The organism is Cupriavidus sp. PET2-C1 (assembly GCF_054515855.1).
The window spans coordinates 657,560-675,344 of the sequence record NZ_CM137260.1 but is presented as its reverse complement, the minus strand read 5'-3'; the positions used below and the strand labels follow the sequence as shown (position 1 = coordinate 675,344).

The 17,785-nt window shown below is 68.1% G+C and carries 17 protein-coding genes; 14 read left to right on the top strand and 3 right to left on the bottom strand.

All coding sequences use genetic code 11. The annotated features are described in order from the left end of the window. The first annotated feature begins 410 nt into the window (after positions 1-410). The 12 genes from ACX12D_RS23030 to ACX12D_RS22975 all read left to right on the top strand — a co-directional run bounded on the left by ACX12D_RS23030 (position 411) and on the right by ACX12D_RS22975 (position 14,228). Positions 411-1,205 (top strand): class II aldolase/adducin family protein, encoded by a 795-nt coding sequence (locus tag ACX12D_RS23030; RefSeq protein ID WP_459375788.1) that lies wholly within the window; start codon positions 411-413, stop codon positions 1,203-1,205. A 77-nt stretch (positions 1,206-1,282) separates the two neighbouring features. Continuing rightward, a complete protein-coding gene (locus ACX12D_RS23025; RefSeq protein WP_459375787.1) occupies positions 1,283-2,848 on the top strand; it encodes an ABC transporter substrate-binding protein in 1,566 nt (521 codons plus the stop codon). Positions 2,849-2,879: 31 nt separating this feature from the next. Next, positions 2,880-3,854: an ABC transporter permease gene (locus tag ACX12D_RS23020; RefSeq protein WP_043354633.1), complete on the top strand. Its 975-nt coding sequence runs from the start codon at positions 2,880-2,882 to the stop codon at positions 3,852-3,854. Next, positions 3,851-4,693 carry an ABC transporter permease gene (locus ACX12D_RS23015; RefSeq protein WP_459375786.1) on the top strand — a complete coding sequence of 281 codons (843 nt, stop codon included), beginning with the start codon at positions 3,851-3,853 and terminating at the stop codon, positions 4,691-4,693. The genes ACX12D_RS23020 and ACX12D_RS23015 overlap by 4 nt, the downstream gene beginning before the upstream one ends. Beyond that, positions 4,690-6,378, top strand: coding sequence for a dipeptide ABC transporter ATP-binding protein (locus ACX12D_RS23010; protein ID WP_459375785.1), 1,689 nt, complete (start codon positions 4,690-4,692; stop codon positions 6,376-6,378). The genes ACX12D_RS23015 and ACX12D_RS23010 overlap by 4 nt, the downstream gene beginning before the upstream one ends. Then, positions 6,375-7,379: a 2-hydroxyacid dehydrogenase gene (locus ACX12D_RS23005; RefSeq protein ID WP_459375784.1), complete on the top strand. Its 1,005-nt coding sequence runs from the start codon at positions 6,375-6,377 to the stop codon at positions 7,377-7,379. Before ACX12D_RS23010 ends, ACX12D_RS23005 begins: the two co-directional genes overlap by 4 nt. 348 nt (positions 7,380-7,727) lie before the next feature. After that, positions 7,728-9,137, top strand: coding sequence for an aspartate aminotransferase family protein (locus ACX12D_RS23000; RefSeq protein WP_459375783.1), 1,410 nt, complete (start codon positions 7,728-7,730; stop codon positions 9,135-9,137). Then, positions 9,137-10,087 (top strand): DMT family transporter, encoded by a 951-nt coding sequence (locus ACX12D_RS22995; RefSeq protein ID WP_459375782.1) that lies wholly within the window; start codon positions 9,137-9,139, stop codon positions 10,085-10,087. Before ACX12D_RS23000 ends, ACX12D_RS22995 begins: the two co-directional genes overlap by 1 nt. A 4-nt stretch (positions 10,088-10,091) precedes the next feature. Next, positions 10,092-10,817 carry a GntR family transcriptional regulator gene (locus ACX12D_RS22990; protein ID WP_459375781.1) on the top strand — a complete coding sequence of 242 codons (726 nt, stop codon included), beginning with the start codon at positions 10,092-10,094 and terminating at the stop codon, positions 10,815-10,817. Continuing rightward, entirely contained in the window at positions 10,814-11,842 is a 1,029-nt protein-coding gene (locus ACX12D_RS22985; protein WP_459375780.1) for a histone deacetylase family protein, read from the top strand. Before ACX12D_RS22990 ends, ACX12D_RS22985 begins: the two co-directional genes overlap by 4 nt. Then, positions 11,839-12,900 (top strand): phosphotransferase, encoded by a 1,062-nt coding sequence (locus tag ACX12D_RS22980; protein WP_459375779.1) that lies wholly within the window; start codon positions 11,839-11,841, stop codon positions 12,898-12,900. Before ACX12D_RS22985 ends, ACX12D_RS22980 begins: the two co-directional genes overlap by 4 nt. A 20-nt stretch (positions 12,901-12,920) precedes the next feature. Then, positions 12,921-14,228 carry an aspartate aminotransferase family protein gene (locus tag ACX12D_RS22975; RefSeq protein WP_459375778.1) on the top strand — a complete coding sequence of 436 codons (1,308 nt, stop codon included), beginning with the start codon at positions 12,921-12,923 and terminating at the stop codon, positions 14,226-14,228. A 31-nt stretch (positions 14,229-14,259) separates the two neighbouring features. On the opposite strand, the gene wrbA is transcribed toward ACX12D_RS22975, so the two are convergent. Further along, the gene (gene wrbA / locus ACX12D_RS22970; RefSeq protein ID WP_459375777.1) at positions 14,260-14,880 is read right to left on the bottom strand and encodes an NAD(P)H:quinone oxidoreductase; all 621 of its coding nucleotides are present in this window, start codon (positions 14,878-14,880) and stop codon (positions 14,260-14,262) included. Positions 14,881-15,113: 233 nt separating this feature from the next. Here wrbA and ACX12D_RS22965 point away from each other — a divergent pair, with 233 nt between their 5' ends. Further along, on the top strand, positions 15,114-15,374 hold the full coding sequence (locus ACX12D_RS22965) for a UBP-type zinc finger domain-containing protein (protein WP_459375776.1): 261 nt from the start codon (positions 15,114-15,116) through the stop codon (positions 15,372-15,374). A gap of 65 nt (positions 15,375-15,439) precedes the next feature. Beyond that, positions 15,440-15,976 (top strand): DsbA family protein, encoded by a 537-nt coding sequence (locus tag ACX12D_RS22960; protein ID WP_459375775.1) that lies wholly within the window; start codon positions 15,440-15,442, stop codon positions 15,974-15,976. 12 nt (positions 15,977-15,988) lie between these two features. Here ACX12D_RS22960 and ACX12D_RS22955 read toward each other — a convergent pair whose 3' ends face one another. Continuing rightward, positions 15,989-16,693 (bottom strand): GntR family transcriptional regulator, encoded by a 705-nt coding sequence (locus tag ACX12D_RS22955; RefSeq protein ID WP_459375774.1) that lies wholly within the window; start codon positions 16,691-16,693, stop codon positions 15,989-15,991. A gap of 51 nt (positions 16,694-16,744) precedes the next feature. Continuing rightward, on the bottom strand, positions 16,745-17,743 hold the full coding sequence (locus tag ACX12D_RS22950) for a 2Fe-2S iron-sulfur cluster-binding protein (RefSeq protein WP_459375772.1): 999 nt from the start codon (positions 17,741-17,743) through the stop codon (positions 16,745-16,747). Between the last annotated feature and the right edge of the window lie 42 nt (positions 17,744-17,785).

The window sequence follows — 17,785 nt, the reverse complement described above, 5'->3', positions numbered from 1 at the left end:
TTTCTGCGCCCCGCGAGCATGCCAGGCCGCGCTTGCTCGCGCGTCATGTGACAAAAGAGACACACGGACACTGTGGCCGCCTATCCCGACGCTGGATTTTCTGCACGCCACCAAACCGTGCGCCGCGCCCTATTCCCGCTCGCCAATCCCGAAACCCAGCTGCCGGTGCCCATTTTTTGCGCACGGCACCATGACCAGGCAAGCCGCCGAAGCCGCCCAGCAACCTGCCATCCACGCCGGGGCAAGCCCGCATCTCCTTGAAAATCAACGCCTTGCACATCGCACCGCAACATATCCGGCTGCAAATTGAACACGTGGCCTGAACTTTGCGTAATCGGTATAAATGCCAACTGTCGACAGCTGACCATCGACCTACAGTGACCTAATCGCCAATCCAAGGAAACACAAACATGGGCAACAACGTCTCTTCCCGCCTGGTTCCCGCCATCTCCGAGGCCGAGCAGCAGGTGCGTGAGGATCTCGCCGCCGCATACCGCCTGGTCGCCCTGTACGGCATGGACGACAGCATCTACACCCATATCTCGGCCCGGGTGCCGGGCACCGAGGACCGCTTCCTGATCAACCCGTTCGGGATGCTGTTCCGCGATATCACCGCGTCCTCGCTGGTGTGCATCGACCTGGACGGGAACATCATCAGCGGACCGCCGGGGCAAGACGTGAACCCGGCCGGCTTCACCATCCACAGCGCGGTGCATGCCGCCCGGCATGACGCGGTCTGCGTGCTGCATACGCATACCGTGGCCGGCGTAGCGGTCTCGTCGCTGGCGTGCGGCCTGCAGCCCTCCAACCAGTGGGCGCTGCAATTCCATGACCGCGTGTCGTACCACGACTTCGAAGGCATTGCGCTGGACCATGAGGAGCGCGTGCGCCTGGTGGCCGATCTCGGCCCGGACAAGCGCGCCCTGATCCTGCGCAATCACGGCCTGGTCACGCTAGGCCGCAGCGTGGCGGAGGCCTTCATCCTGATGCATAACCTGGAGCGCGCCTGCCGCGTGCAGGTGGCGATCCAGTCCAGCGGCCAGCGGGTCAATCCGGTGCCGCCAGCCATTTGCGAGAAGACCGCGCGCCAGTACGAGAGCGGCGACACCAACCGCTTGCCCGGCGCGGCCGATCCGTACGCGCGGGAATGGCGCGCCTTGCGCGAGCGGCTGGAACCGGCCGCTGCCACGTCGTTCCGCGACTAACGCCCTGCCTGCCCTGCACGTTTTCGCCAGTTCCGTCTTGCCAGTTACCCATCCCTAGCCCCCAGGAGAGTTCCGCAATGAATCGTCGCCAACTGATCAAAATGGGTGTTGCCACCACCGGGCTGTCGCTCGCCGGCGTGCCTTTCCACGTCCTCGCGGCCGGCAAGAAGGGCGGCGTGATCAACGCGCTCGTCCAGCCTGAGCCTTCCGGCCTGATGATCGGCATTACCCAGAACGGCCCCACCCAGCTGATCTCCGGCAACATCTACGAGGGCTTGCTGCGCTACGACGAAAAACTGGAACCGCAGCCAGCGCTGGCGACCTCCTGGACGGTGAACCCGGCCGGCACCGTGTACACGTTCAAGCTCAAGCCCAAGGTCACCTGGCATGACGGCAAGCCGTTTACCGCGGCCGACGTGGTGTTCTCCGCCGATGTGTTCCTGCGCAAGACCCACGCCCGGCTGCGCGCCAACCTGGCGGCGGTGGAGAGCATCCGCGCGGTGGACCCGCTCACGGTGGAGTTCAAGCTGAAGTACCCGTTCAGCCCGTTCCTCGGCATCTTCGAAGTGGGCACCATGCCCATGGTGCCCAAGCACATCTACGAGGGCACGGATTTCCTGACCAACCCCGCCAATGCCAAGCCCATTGGCACCGGCCCGCTGAAGTTCAAGGAATGGGTGCGCGGCTCGTACATCCAGCTGGTGCGCAACGATGCGTATCACCAGCCCGACGTGCCGCTGGTCGACAGCGTGTACTTCCACGTGATCCCCGATGCCTCGGCGCGCGCCGCGGCGTTCGAGTCCGGCAAGGTCGACCTGGTGCCCGGCGGTGCGGTGGAGTACTTCGACGTGGCGCGCCTGAGCAAGCTGCCCGGCGTGCAGGTCACCACCAAGGGCTGGGAGTTCTTCGCGCCGCACTCGTGGCTGTGGGTCAACAACCGCAAGGCGCCGATGGACAACATCAAGTTCCGCCAGGCGCTGGCCTTTGCCATCGACCGCGACGCGATCGCCAAGGTGGCATGGCAAGGCTATGCCAAGAGCGCCACCGGCCCCTTCAACAGCCATATCAAATACGCCAGCACCGACGTGGCCAAGTATCCGCGCGACCTGGCCCGCGCCAAGCAGCTGCTGAGCGAATCCGGCTACAAGGGCGAAACCCTGCGCCTGCTGCCCCTGCCCTACGGCGAAACCTGGACCCGCTCCGCCGAGATCGTGCGGCAGAACCTGCAGCAGGCCGGCGTGAAGATCGAGATGACCCCCACCGACGTGGCGGGCTGGGGCGAGCGGCTGAACAAGTGGGACTACGACCTGGCCTTCACCTACGTCTACCAGTACGGTGACCCGGCGCTGGGCGTGGCGCGCAACTACACCTCGGACAACATCGCGCAGGGTTCGCCCTTCAACAATGTGGAGGGCTATCGCAACGCCAAGGTCGACGAATTGTTCCAGGCTGGCGCGCGCGAGATGGACCCCGTCAAGCGCGCGGCGATCTACCACGAAGTGCAGAAGATCCTGGTGGACGAGATGCCGGTGGTGTGGCTTCACGAGCTCAACTTCCCCACGCTGTACCGCAGCCGCATCAACAATCCCATCAGTTCCGGCATTGGCCTGAACGACGGCATCGGCCGCGCCTGGCTGGCGTGATGGCAGTCATCTTTATCTCTGGGGCAAAGCCATGAGTCGTACGCAGCGCATGCTAGGCCGGGTGGTACAGGGCGTGATCGCGATCCTGGTCATCGCGACCGTCAACTTCCTGCTGATCCGGGCCGCGCCGGGAGACCCTGTCTCGGTGATGGCTGGCGAGGCCGGGGCCTCCGACCCGCAGTTCGTGGCGCAGTTGCGCACGCAGTTCGGGCTGGACAAGCCGGTGCCGGAGCAGCTTGCCACTTACCTTGGCCACGTGGTGCACCTGGACCTGGGCTACTCCTACCGCCAGCAGCAGCCGGTGCTGGACCTGATCCTGCAGCGCCTGCCGGCCACGCTGATCCTGACCGGCAGCGCCTTCCTGCTCTCCGTGCTGTTCGGCGTGGTGCTGGGGGCGTGGGCTAGCCGGCGCGCGGGGAGCTGGGTGGACAACGCCATCACCCTGTTCGCCCTGGTGTTCTACGCAACGCCCTTGTATTGGCTGGCGATGATGGCGGTGCTGCTGTTCTCGGTCAAGCTCGACTGGCTGCCCGGCTTTGGCTACTTCACCGTGGGGGCGGACCTGCACGGCCTGGCGCTGGTGTTCGACATTGCCACGCACCTGGTGCTGCCTGCGCTCACGCTGGCGCTGTTCTACATGGCGGTGTATGCGCGCATGACACGGGCCTCGATGCTGGAGGTGGCGCAGATGGATTTCGTCAAGACCGCGCGCGCCAAGGGTGTGCGGCCCGGGCGCATCCAGCGCGCCCACATCCTGCGCAACGCCCTGCTGCCGGTGGTGACGCTGGCCGGCATCCAGGCCGGCGGCATGATCGGCGGCGCGGTGCTGACCGAGACGGTGTTCGCCTGGCCCGGCATTGGCCGCCTGATGTTCGACGCCCTGCTGCAGCGTGACTACAACCTGCTGCTGGGCTGCTTCCTGGTCACCGCGGCCATGGCCGTGTTGTTCAACTTGTTGACCGACTTTGTCTACACGCTGGTCGACCCGCGGATCGAGATGCAATGAAAAACACTTTCTGGCGGCGGTTCTGCCGCAACAAGGCAGCCGTGCTCGGCATGGTGGTACTGGTGGGCATTGCCGTGCTTGCGCTGTTCGGGCCGTGGATGGCCGGGCATGATCCCTGGGACATGGTGCAGCAGCCGTTCCTGCAGCCGATGCAGGAGCCCGGCTTTGCCATGGGCACCGACACCATGGGGCGCGACATCCTGGCGGGGGTGATCCACGGCGCGCGCATCTCGCTGCTGATCGGCGTGGTGTCCACGGTGGTCTCGCTCTTGATCGGCGTGACGCTGGGCGCCATTTCCGGCTACTTCGGCGGGTGGATCGATGCGGCGCTGATGCGCTTCACCGAGCTGTTCCAGGCGGTGCCGAGCTTTGCGCTGGCGCTGGTGCTGGTCGCGATCTTCGAGCCGTCCATCGGCTCCATCGTGGCGGCGATCGCCATCGTGTCCTGGCCGCCGGTGGCGCGCCTGGTGCGCAGCGAGTTCCTCACGCTGCGCCAGCGCGACTTTGTGCAGGCCGCGAAGCTGGCCGGGCAATCGACACCACGCATCATCCTGTCGCAGATCCTGCCCAATGCCAGCTCGCCCATCGTCGTGATGGCCTCGCTGATGGTGGCGACCGCCATCTTGCTCGAATCCAGCCTGAGCTTCCTGGGTCTGGGCGACCCGAACCACATGAGCTGGGGCTACATGGTGGGCTCGGCGCGCACCGTGCTGCGCCAGGCCTGGTGGATGGCGGTGTTTCCCGGCACGGCCATCCTGCTGACGGTGCTGGCGCTCAATATGGTGGGCGAAGGCCTGAACGACGCGCTCAATGCGCGCCTTGGCGGGAGCGGACGATGAGCACACCAGTACTAGATATCCAGGACCTGAGCATCCGCCTGCCTGCCGGCGGCGACCGCGCGCTGGCGGTGCAAGGCGCCTCGCTGACGCTGGAAGCGGGCCAGACCCTGTGCGTGGTGGGCGAGTCCGGCTCCGGCAAGTCCATGATCGCCAATGCGGTGATGGGCCTGCTGCCGCGCCCCCATGTGGAGCCGGTGGCCGGGCGCATCCTGTTTGAGGGCCAGGACCTGCTGCAGCTGGATGACGACGCCATGCGCGAGCTGCGCGGGCAGAAGATCGGCATGGTGTTCCAGGAACCCATGACGGCGCTCAACCCGGTGATGCGCATCGGCGACCAGATCGCCGAGGTGTTCGATGCGCACCAGCGGCTGGGCGCGGCCGACAAGCGCAAGCGCATCGTGGCGGCGCTGGCCGATGTCGGCCTGCCCGATCCGGCGCTGCTGTACGACAGCTACCCCTTCCGCCTGTCGGGCGGGCAACGCCAGCGCGTGATGATCGCCTGCGCCATGGCGCTGGAGCCGCGCCTGCTGATTGCCGACGAGCCCACCACGGCGCTCGACGTGACCACGCAGGCGCAGATTCTGCAGCTGATTCGCGATCTGCAGAAGCGGCGCGGCATGGCCGTGCTGTTCATCACGCACGATTTCGGCGTGGTGTCTGAGATCGCCGACCAGGTGGTGGTCATGCAGACCGGCACCATCGTCGAGGCCGGGCCGGCCGCGCGCGTGCTGACCGATCCGCAGCACCCCTATACCCGCAAGCTGATCAGCGCCATTCCCGGCGGGCACCTGCGCCAGCCGCCCGTGCAGGTAGAGGTCAACCGCGTGCTGCAGGTGCAGGACCTGTGCAAGACCTACCGCACCGGCGGCGGCCTGCTGCGGCGCGGGCGCGAGGTGCAAGCCGCGCGCAACGTGAACTTCGAGCTGCTGCGCGGGCAGACGCTCGGGCTGGTGGGTGAATCGGGCTCCGGCAAATCCACGGTGGGCCGCTGCATCGTCGGCCTGGCGCCGTTCGACAGCGGGCGCATCGTGATCAACGGGCGCAACCTGTCGCAAGGCGGCGGGCTGCTGCAACGCGCGGGCGGCAAGCTGCAGATGGTGTTCCAGGATCCATACGCGTCGCTCAATCCCCGGCACCGGATCGGTGCGGCCATCGCTGCCGGCCCCATCGCGCAGGGCGTACCGCGCCAGGAGGCACAGGCGCGCACGCTGGAGCTGCTCGGGCTGGTCGGGCTGGGGCCGGAGGCGGCCGAGCGCTACCCGCATGAGTTCTCCGGCGGGCAGCGCCAGCGCATCGGCATTGCCCGGGCGCTAGCGATGCAGCCGGAATTGCTGGTGGCGGACGAGCCCGTCTCCGCGCTGGATGTGTCGGTGCAGGCGCAGGTGCTGGAGTTGTTCGCCAAGGTGCGCGAGCAGTTCAAGCTGGCCATGGTCTTTATCACCCACGACCTGCGCGTGGCCGCGCAGATGTGCGACAAGATCGCCGTCATGCAGCGCGGCGAGGTGGTCGAGTACGGCGAGACGGCCCGCGTGCTGAGCGCGCCCGAGCATGCCTACACGCGCAGGCTGATCGAAGCCATCCCGCGCTTGACCCGGGTGCAGGAGGCAGCGCAGGCACCAGAGCCACCAGCGGCACCAGAGGCACCAGCGCCAGCCCGCCTGCAAGCGGTCGGGGGCTACGCATGACCCGCACCGACCTCGACAATCTGGCCGGGACACGGAACAAGATGGACACGACGACAAACAAGCCACCCTGCGTGGCGCTGCTCAGCAGCGTGCTCGACATGCGCTACCTGGTACCCGCCTTCCGCGCGGCGGCGCCCGGGCTGGACCTGCGCGTGGGCCCCGACCTGGGCGCGCTTGACGACATCGATGCCGCGGTCTGCTGGGCGCCCCCGCCCGGCCTGCTGGCGGCCATGCCCAAGCTGCGCCTGGTGCAATCGCTGGGCGCGGGCATCGACCACCTGCACAGCGACCCGGACCTGCCGCCAGGGCCAACCGTCTGCCGCATCGTGGATACCGCCATGGCGGGCACCATGACGGCCTACGTGACGTGGGCCGTGATCCAGCACCAGCGCAGCATGGGCGCCTATCTGGCCAGCGCGGCGGCCGGGCAGTGGCAGGAACAGCCCATCGTGGCGCCGTCACGGCACCGCGTGGGCATTGCGGGGCTGGGCACGCTGGGCATTGCCAGCGCCCGCGCGCTGCAGGCGGTGGGCTATGCGGTGCGCGGCTGGAGCCGCAGCCCCAAGGCGGGCCTGCCCGAAGGCGTGGAAGCCTTCCACGGCCAGGACGGCCTGGATGCCTTCCTGGCGGGCTGCGACGCGCTGGTTTGCCTGCTGCCGCTGACCGCGCAGACGCAGGGTTTCCTGTGCGCCGGCCTGTTCGCCCGCCTGCCGCGCGGCGCGCACCTGATCAACGTAGGCCGGGGCAGCCACCTGGTCGAGCCTGACCTGCTGCGCGCGCTGGACGACGGCACGCTGGGCGCGGCCACGCTGGATGCCTTCCAGCACGAGCCGCTGCCATCCGGGCATCCGTTCTGGCGGCATCCGCGCATTGTGGTCACGCCGCACGTGGCGGCGCGCACCGATCCGGCGACGATCGCGCGCCAGACGCTGGATAATCTGGCCCAGCTGCGCCGCGGGCAGCGGCCTGCGGTGGCAGTCGACCCGGCACAGGGATATTGATTTCTATGACTGATCGGCCTTCCATGTTCGCCTGCCGTCCGGCAACGTGCCGCTTGGCCCCAACCGCCGGGTTGCTCCCCTCTCCCGCTTGCGGGAGAGGGGCGGGGGAGAGGGCGGGCGTTCGTCAAGAACCCAATGCCACGCCTGTCATCCACCGGTTGCAATCGGGATCGGCAACGGCGCAGCACCGTGGCTTAGCCAGCGCCCGCCCTCTCCCCCAACCCCTCTCCCACTTTGTGGGAGAGGGGAGCAAACCGGCGGGGCGACCAAGTGATATGGAAGTCCGATGAAGCACTGCTTCTTTTTGCCTGCCCCACCACCCGATACCAACAACAGGACGTCACTGACATGACCGTCGCCTTGCCCTCCCACGCCGCGCTTGCCGCAGACGATATCGCGGCCCACCTGCACCCCTTTACCAACCTGGCCGCCCACCCCGGCGTCGGGCCGCTCGTCATCACCAAAGGCGACGGCATCTATGTGGAGGACGACCAGGGCAAGCGCTACCTGGAGGGGATGTCCGGCCTGTGGTGCAGCTCGCTCGGGTTCAGCCATGCGCGTGTGATCGAGGCCGGCGTGGAGGCCATGCGCACGCTGCCCTACTATCACACGTTCAACCATCGCTCCAACCCGGCCGCGATCATGCTGGCCGAGAAGCTGGTCGCGATGGCGCCGGTGCCGATGTCCAAGGTGTTCTTCGCCAACTCCGGCTCGGAGGCCAACGACACCGCCGTGAAGCTGGTCTGGTACTACCACAACGCCATCGGCAAGCCGGACAAGAAGAAGATCATCGCGCGCACCAACGCCTATCACGGCGTCACCGTGGCGGCGGCGAGCCTGAGCGGCCTGCAGGCCAACCACCGCGATTTCGACCTGCCCATCGACCGCATCCTGCGCGCCGGCTGCCCGCACCACTACCTCTACGGCGCGCCGGGCGAGAGCGAGGCGGCGTTCGCCAGCCGCCTGGCGCAGGAGCTCGAAGCGCTGATCCAGGCGGAGGACCCGGACACCATCGGCGCCTTCATCGCCGAGCCGGTGATGGGCGCGGGCGGCGTGATCGTGCCGCCAGCCACCTACTTTGCCGAGATCCAGGCCGTGCTGCGCCGCCATGACATCCTGCTGATCGCCGACGAGGTGATCTGCGGCTTTGGCCGGACTGGCGCGATGTTCGGCTCCACCACCTACGGCATGCAGCCCGACATCCTCACCTGCGCCAAGGCGCTGTCCTCCGGCTACATGCCGATCTCGGCGGTGATGGTGTCGGAGAAGGTGCATGCGGCCATTGCCGCCAACAGCGGCAAGATCGGCACCTTCGGCCATGGCTTCACCTACTCGGGCCATCCGGTCACCACGGCGGTGGCACTGGAGACGCTGCGCGTCTACGAGGATGACCACATCCTCGATCATGTGAACGCTATCACGCCCCGCTTCCAGCAAGCGCTGCGGGCCTATGCCGGGCGAGCGCTGGTGGGCGAGGTGCGCGGGGTTGGCCTGCTGGGCGCGGTCGAGCTGGCGGCGGATCCGGCGGCGCGGCGCGCCTTCGACCCGGCCCTGAAGGCTGGCCCGCGCCTGGCCCAGCTGGCCCAGGAGCACGGCCTGATCGTGCGCGCCATGGGCGACACCATTGCGTTCTGCCCGCCGCTGATCATCACCGAGGCGCAGATCGACGAGCTGTTCACGCGGTTCGAGCGCGCCATGGTGGCGCTGGAGCGTGAGTTCCCGCCCAGCAGCCATGGCGGCAACAAGGCTGCCGCCTGATGACCGGCCCGGCCAATCCTTCGCTACGGCTCACCACGGCGAGTGCGCGCCGCGACGGCATCCTGCTGTTTTTCTGCGCGCTGGTGGCCTTTGCCAGCTACGACGCCTTCTGCAAATGGATGCTGCGCGACCACTCGGCACCCATGATGAACCTCACCCGCTATGTGTCGGTGAGCGTCATCGCGCTGGTGTGGCTGCTGCGCGAAGGCGGCCTGACGCTGTGGCGCACGTCCTGCAAGTGGCTGCTGCTGGCGCGCGGGCTGGCGCTTGGCATCGTGGCAAGCTGCTTCATGGCTGCGCTGGTGCACATGCCGCTGGCCGAGGCAACGGCGATCTACTTCACCGCGCCGCTGATCATGGTGGCGCTGTCGCCGGCGGTGCTGGGCGAGCGGGTGGGGCGCGCGCAGTGGGCGGCGGTGCTGGCCGGCTTTGGCGGCATGCTGCTGATCGTGCGGCCCGGCGGCGACCTGCCCTTGGCCGGCACGGTGCTGATGATCGTCTCGGCCGTGTGCTACGCGGCCTTCCAGCTGCTGACGCGGAGGCTGGCCGGCGTGGTCGCCGGGCCGGTGCTCTATGCCTGGACCGCGCTGATCTGCCTGGTGGTGACCGGCGTGCCGGCGCTGGCAACGCTGCCTGAGGTCATGCCGTCCGCACCCGACATCTTGCTGATGATGGCCGGTGGCGCCTGCAGCGGCCTGGCCCAGTTGCTGCTGCTGGCCGCCTTCCGGCGCGTTGCCGCCTCCACGCTCGCGCCGCTCAATTACTTTCAACTGCTGCTCGCCGTGCTGATCAGTACCTTTGTCTTCCAGCGCCCGCCCGATGGCATCGCGCTGGCGGGCATCGTGCTGATCATGCTGTCGGGCGGCTACCTCGCATTGCGTGGGCGGCAGGCGCCGCCGGTGCCGCCCGCGCCGCTGGTAAAGCCGGTCGTAGCCCGACCCAAGGACTAAGCCCATGTCTGATTCCACATTCGACGAATCCTCGCCCTTTGCCTCCATCGAAGTCTCAGACCTGGTGGCGGCGGTGGAGGCGCAACTCACCCAGGCCATCGTCGAAGGCCGGCTCCGGCCCGGCAGCCGCATCGTCGAGGCCGACATCGCCCGCCGCATGAATGTCAGCCGCGCGCCGGTGCGCGAGGCGGCGCGGCGGCTGGAGCGCCAAGGCGTGCTGGTCTCGCGCCCGCGCCATGGCTTTGCGGTGCGCACGGTGACGGTGCGCGAGATCGACGACCTGTTCCAGGTACGGCTGAACCTGGAGCTGATGGCCGCATCGCTCGCCTGCAAGCAGGCGCCGGAGGCCGGGCTGAAGCAGCTCGTGGCCATGGTCGACCGCATGGTGCAGGAGGCCGAATCGCTGCCGCAGATCGAGCGGGTGGCGCGCGACCTGGCGTTCCACACGGCCATCTGCGAGCTGTCCGGCAATGCCTACCTGCATCGCATGTTCTCCATGATGCAAACGGAAATCCGCATGATCGTGGCGCTGATCGACAGCGTGTACCACGACCCCAAGGCCGTGGCCGAGACCCATCGCCCCATCGCCGAGGCGATTGCGCGGCGCGACGAAGCCGCCGCGCAAGCCGCGGTGCGCTTCCATATCGATGACGCCTGGGTCCATGTCCGGGCGGTGTTCATGCAAAAACAAGGCGCCGCCGAGGCGCCCCCGATGGAGTCCGTCCTATGAAAGTCGTCTACAGCGATCTGCATCTCGACCACGACCCGCACGCGTTCATGGTGCGCGGCAAGATGAAGCGCAGCAACGAGCAGCCCGAGCGCGCCCTGCGCCTCTTGGCGGCGGTGCGCGCCGATGGCCACGACGTGATCGCCCCCGCCGATCACGGCCCCGGCCCGCGTGCCGCGATCCACACGCCGGAATACCTGCGCTTCCTGGAAACCGCGTACGACCGCTGGCAACTGCTGCCCGACGCCTCCGAAGAGGTCTTGCCCAACATCCACCCCTTCCCCGGGCAGCCCTGCACCTATCCCGACAGCGTGGTCGGCCAGGCGGGCTTCCACATGGGCGACGCCGCCTGCTCCATCGGGCCCAGCACCTGGCGCGCGGCAGTCGGCTCTGCCGACGTGGCCACCCACGCCGCGCAGCTGGTCGCAGACGGCGAACGCGCCGCCTATGCGCTGTGCCGCCCGCCGGGCCACCATGCTTATGCGGACCGCGCCAACGGCTTTTGCTACCTGAACAACACCGCCATTGCCGCGCAGCACCTGCGCCGCCACCATGAGCGCGTCGCCATCCTCGACATCGACATGCACCACGGCAACGGCACCCAGGGCATCTTCTACCGGCGCAACGATGTGCTGACTGTGTCGCTGCATGGCGACCCGATGCTGTTCACGCCCTTTTTCACCGGACACGCGCATGAGCGCGGCGAGGCGGAAGGCCTCGGCTACAACATCAACCGACCGCTGGCGCGCGGCACCGGCGACGAGGCCTACCTGGCGGCGCTGCGCGACGTGTGCCAGAGCATCCGCGCCTTCGCGCCCGGGGCGCTGGTGGTGGCGCTAGGGCTGGACGCGCACGAGCGCGACCCGTACCAGGCACTGGCCGTCACCACGCCCGGTTTCGCGCTGATCACCGCGGAAATCGCACGGCTGGGCTTGCCGACGGTGCTGGTGCAGGAAGGCGGGTATCTCTCCGACGACCTCGGGCCCAACCTGTCCAGCGCGCTGCGCGGCTTCGCGAGCGCGGCATGAACGGGCCGGCAAGCGCGGCGCTGGCTGCCGCCGATGTGCTCAGCGAAGGCTCGGCCGAAGTCCCTGTGACGTGGGCGATGGCGCTGCTCACGCAGCACTACGGGCTGGCGGGCCGGCTCTCCCCGCTGACCGGCGAGCGCGACCGGAACTTCCTGCTGGAAACGCCCGCGGCAAGCTACATGCTCAAGGTCTCGCATCCCGCCGAGCTGCCGCTGGTGGCGGACTTCCAGACCCAGGCGCTGCTGCACATCGCCGCAGCCGACCCCGCCCTGCCCGTGCAGCGCATCGTGCCAACCCTGGCGGGCCAGCCATCGCTGATCATCCAGCCACCCGGTGGCCAAGCGCGCGTGGTGCGCCTGTTCAGCTACCTGCCTGGCGAGCCGCTGCCCAAGGCGCAGCGCTCGCAAGCGCAGGCACGTGAGCTGGCGCGCACGCTGGCCCGGCTCGACCTGGCGCTGCGCGACTTCCGCCATCCCGCTGGCGAACTGGAGCTGCCGTGGGACATCCAGCGCGCCGACCGCGTGCGCGGGCTGCTCGACAGTGTCCCGGACGCGGCGCGCCGCGCTCTGGCAAACCGCGCGCTGGATCGCTTTGCCGCCAACGTGCAGCCCCGGCTGGCGCACCTGCGGGCCCAGCCGATCCACAACGACTTCAATATCTATAACGTGCTGGTCGACCCGCAAGACCACGAGCGCATTGCGGGCGTGCTGGATTTTGGCGACATGGTCCATGCGCCGCTGATCGACGACCTGGCCGTTGCCGCCGCCTATCAGGTTGACCCCGCCGGCGACACGATGGCCACGCTGGCGGACTTTGCCGCCGCGTATCACGCGGTGCTGCCGCTGCAAGCGGATGAGGTCGACGTGCTCTTCGACCTGGTGCAGGCCCGGCTGGTGATGGTGGTCGCCATCAGCGGCTGGCGCGCCGCGCGGCATCCGGAAAACGCCCCCTACCTGCTGCGCAACAACGCAGTCTCCTGGGACCGGCTGGCGGCCTGCGACGCGATCCCCACTGAACAAGCACGCTCCGTCCTGCGCCGCGCCTGCGGGCTGGCGTGACCACGACACCAAGGAATCCGATGACCACGGCAGCAGCCACCCCTAGCGTTGCAGCATTGACCGAGCGGCGCGCCCGCGTGCTTGGGCCGGCGTACCGCCTGTTCTACGAGGAGCCGCTGCACATCGTGCGCGGCGATGGTGTCTGGCTTTACGACGCCAACGGCGAGCGCTACCTCGATGCGTATAACAATGTGGCATCGGTCGGCCATTGCCATCCACAGGTGGTGCAAGCCATTGCCCGCCAGGCGGCGCAGCTGAACACGCACACACGCTACCTGCACGAGGGCATCCTGGATTACGCGCAGCGCCTGCTGGCCACCATGCCGGACGCGCTGGGCCATGCCATGCTCACCTGCACCGGCAGCGAGGCCAACGACCTGGCGATGCGCATCGCGCGCGCCCACACCGGCGCGCAAGGGCTGATCATCACGCGCTTTGCCTATCACGGCGTGACCGCGTCCATTGCCGAGGCATCGCCCTCGCTCGGGCGCTACGTGAAGCTTGGCGACAATGTGCGTACCGTGCCGGCGCCGGACAGCTACCGCGTTGCGCCGGCGCAACTCGGTGCCGCCTTTGCCGACGGCGTGCGCCACGCCATCGAGGACCTGCGCGCGCATGGTATCCGCCCCGCCGCGCTGCTGGTCGACACCGTGTTCTCCAGCGACGGCATCTTCACCGATCCGCCCGGCTTCCTGAAAGACGCGGCCGCCGCCATCCGCGCGGCCGGCGGCGTGTTCATCGCCGACGAGGTGCAGCCCGGCCTGGGGCGCACCGGCGAGGCCTTCTGGGGATTCCAGCGGCATGGCGTGGTGCCGGACATCGTCACCATGGGCAAGCCGATGGGCAACGGCCATCCGCTGGCCGGGCTGGCCGTGCGCCCCGAAGTGCTGGAGGCGTTTGGGCGCGAGTGCCGTTACTTCAATACCTTCGGCGGCAACCCGGTCTCGGTTGCCGCCGGCATGGCGGTGCTTGACGTCATCGAGCAGACGCAGCTCATGGCGCAGGTGCGGCGCGTGGGCACGTACCTGCGCGAGCGGCTGGCTGGCGTGGCGGCGCGCCATGCACTGATCGGCGATATCCGCGGGGCCGGGCTGTTCGTCGCGGTGGAGTTTGTCGAAGACGGCGATGCCGCGCGGCCCGCAACCGCGCAGACGGCGCGCATCGTCAACGGCCTGCGGCGGCGCCACGTGCTGGTTGGCGCCACCGGCGAAGCGGCCAACATCCTGAAGATCCGCCCGCCGATGGTGTTCACCGAAGCGCACGCCGACCTGCTGGCCGACACCCTGGACGCGGTGCTGGCCGAGGTGGAGAACGAGCGAGCGGCCTGAACCTGACCCCGCCAGCCATCCAGCCTCCCGGCTAACGCGCCGCGAGCCTGGCGGCAATGCCGGCCACGTGCCGGCCCTGATACTTTGCGATCGCCAGTTCGTTCTCGCTGGGCTGGCGCGAGCCGTCGGCGGCCGTCAGGGTGGAGGCGCCATAAGGTGTGCCCCCCGTGATCTGGCTCATGTCCAGCAGCCGCGCTTCAGCGTAGGGCACACCGACAATCACCATGCCCTGGTGCAGCAGCGTGGTGTGGAAGCTGGTAATCGTGGTCTCCTGGCCACCGTGCTGGGTGGCGGTGCTGGTAAAGACACTGCCGACCTTGCCCACCAGCCCGCCGCTCATCCATAGCCCGCCGGTCTGGTCGAGAAAATTGCGCATCTGCGCGCACATATTGCCGAACCGCGTGGGGGTGCCGAACAGGATGGCATCGGCGTCGGCCAGTTTCTCCGGCTCCGCCACCGGCACATGGGCGAAAGCTGCCCGAGCGGCCTTGGCGCCACTCTTTTCCAGCACGGCGTCGGGCACCAGTTCCGGCACCTGGAGCAGCGTCACCTCGGCGCCATCGACTTCGCGCGCGCCCGCCGCCACGGCCTCGGCCATTTTGTAGACGTGCCCGTACATGCTGTAGAAGACCACCTGGATCTTGCAGGTCATGACATCCTCCTGAGTGCAATGCCAAATACGAAACAACGAAATGACGAAATGCGAAGTACGAAATCGGGACTTCAGGCCGGAACAGGCCATCCGTTGAGTCTAGGCGACGCAAGCGCGCCGCGCGGTGACTGCCCGCGCTTTCCTTCGCATCTTCGCCGCCTACAATAAAAGACCCTGGCTCATCCGCGCGCGGCACGGGCCCGCCCTGCCGGAGCCAACGATGGAGTACCGCAATGACAACGGCGTGTGCGCACCTTGCATTGAGCCATCCCGTCACACCCAGCGCAGAAGGCTGCGAGGAATGCCTGCGCAGCGGCGACGAATGGGTGCACCTGCGCTTGTGCCTGTGCTGCGGCCATGTCGGCTGCTGCGACGACTCGCCCAACCAGCACGCCAGGCGGCATTTCCTGGCCACGGAACATCCGGTGATCCAGTCGTTCGAGCCGGGCGAAACCTGGCGCTGGTGCTATATCGACAAGCTGTTCATTCCTTGAAGGGCGCCCGGCGCCCAGCGCGCGTGCAAGCCCCCCCCATGCGCCAATCCTGCAAGGAGAATGTCATGCTGTCGACACCCATTGAAAAGACCGACCATGCACTGGGGCCTGCCTCGGCCCACGTCACCGTGGTCGAATATGGCGACTTCGAATGCCAGTATTGCCGCCTGGCCTACGGCGGCGTGAAGATCCTGCTTGCCCGCTACCACGACCGCGTGCGCTTTGTGTACCGCCATTTCCCGCTGACGGCCTGGCACCCGCTGGCCCAAGCCGCCGCAGAGGCTGCCGAGGCCGCGGCGGCCCAGCACAAGTTCTGGCCGATGCACCAGCAGATCTTCGAGCAACATCACGGCATCAAGCCGGCGATGCTGCGGGAATACGCTGCTACGCTGGAACTGGACCTGGAGCGTTATGACTACGACATGAAGGCCCACACCTACCTGCAGCGCGTGCGCGAGCACCAGCAGGGCGGCGTCGCCAGCCATGTGCGCAGCACGCCGGCATTCTTCGTCAATGGGACGATACAGGACGTGACCTTCGGCATCGAACACCTGGACCATGCCATTGCCGTGGCGCTGCGCCACCAAGGACCTGGGGGCTAAGGGGCTAGGAGCCTAGGCTTCCGGACCAACAGGCGTGGCCGCCTCTGCCGCGCTGTACACATGGCGCGTGGCAAGCAGTGACGCGAGGTCGGCGTCGCCGGCAATCACCGCCCGCAGGATCTGCGCGTGCTCGTCCCAGTTCTGCTGCGCCCGCTGCCGGTGCGCGGGCGCAAACACCAGCCCGGTACGCTCGCGCAGGGAGCGCATCATCTCCTGCAGCACGCTGTTGGCGGCGATGTTGCCCAGCACTTCATGAAAACGGAAATTGAGCGTGAGCAGGCGCGCATCCTCGCCGCCGCATGCAGCCGCGCTGCCCTGGCGCAGGACCTCCTGCAGTTCGGCGACCAGCCGGGGATCACGCCGTTGCGCGGCCAGCTTGGCGTTCAGGCCTTCCAGCGTGGCACGCACCTCCACCATCTCCCGGGCCACATGCTCCGACAGGCACGCGACCGATGCGCCCCGGCGCGGCTCGATGCGAACCAGCCCCTCGGCCGCCAGGGCGCGCAGCGCCTCGCGCACCGGCACGCGCGACACGCCCAGTTCGGCCGACAGCGTGTGCTCCACCAGGCGGTCGCCCTGGCGGTACACGCCGCCGACGATGCGCTGGCGCAAGGTATCGGTCACCTGCGAAAACAGCGGCGAATGGCGCGAGCCGAGGCTGTCGCCGGGATGGCCCGCCGGGTGGGCGGGTAGAACACTGCCGTGGTCGTCGGACATGTTCGTCTTGTGGGCGCGCGGGCCAGCCTGGGCCGGCCCGCGCGCGCTGGTTCAGCTGCGCTGGAATGTGAAGCTGTCGGCGTAGATATGCGCGCCGCTGGCGCCCAGCCCGAGAAAGGTCTCGCGGGCGTCGCGGATCATGTCGGGCGAGCCGCACAGGTAAATGGCGTGCTCCGACAGGTCCGGCAGGTCGGCGGCAACGGCGTGCTGCACGTGGCCGCGCCGGCCGCTCCATGCGCCGTCGGCACGCGATAGCACCGGCACGTACTGGAAATCGTAGAGCCGCGCGCCCCACGCCTGGATCTGTTCGTGCAGGTACAGGTCCGCCTGGGTGCGCATGCCCCAGTACAGCGAGACCGGCGGGCAATCCGGATCGTCCATCAGCGATTCGAGAATGCTCTTGATCGGCGCCAGCCCGGTGCCCGTGGCCACCATCACCAGCGGGCGATAGTCGTCCTTGCGGAAATAGAAGCCGCCCAGCGGCAGTTCCACGTCGAGCCGGTCGTCGGAACGCAATCCCGCCAGCAAGCGCTCGGTGAAGTAGCCGCCGGGAATGCGGCGCACGTGCAGGTCCACCGTGCGGTCCTTGGGAACCGACGCCATCGAGAAACTGCGCGCGATGCCGTCGCCGGTAAAGATCTTGAGGTACTGGCCGGGACGGTAGTCAAGCGCCTGCGCCTGCGGCAGCTCCAGCGTCAGGTGCACCACGTCGGCGCTGAGCGGCGCGATCTTGCGGATCACCGCGGTGTGCCGCGCGGGCTCGGCGCATGGCTCGCCCGCGCGCGCGGTGCTGATCACCAGGTCGCTGGTGGGCCGCGCCTGGCACGCCAGCGCAAAACCCTCGGCCTCGTCTTCCGGGGTCAGGCCCATGGGGTACTCCTCATAGGCCACCGCGCCTTCGACGAGCCTGACGCGGCACGTGGCGCAGCCGCCGAAGCGGCAGTCGTGTGCCATCTGCACGTTGGCGCGCAGGGCGCCATCCAGCACCGACTCGTCGGCATCGACGTCAAACGACTGCTGGGATTCGATGAGGTGAATGCGGTAGGACATGGTTGACTCGGAATGCGTGGGGAATCGACGGTAGGACAAAAG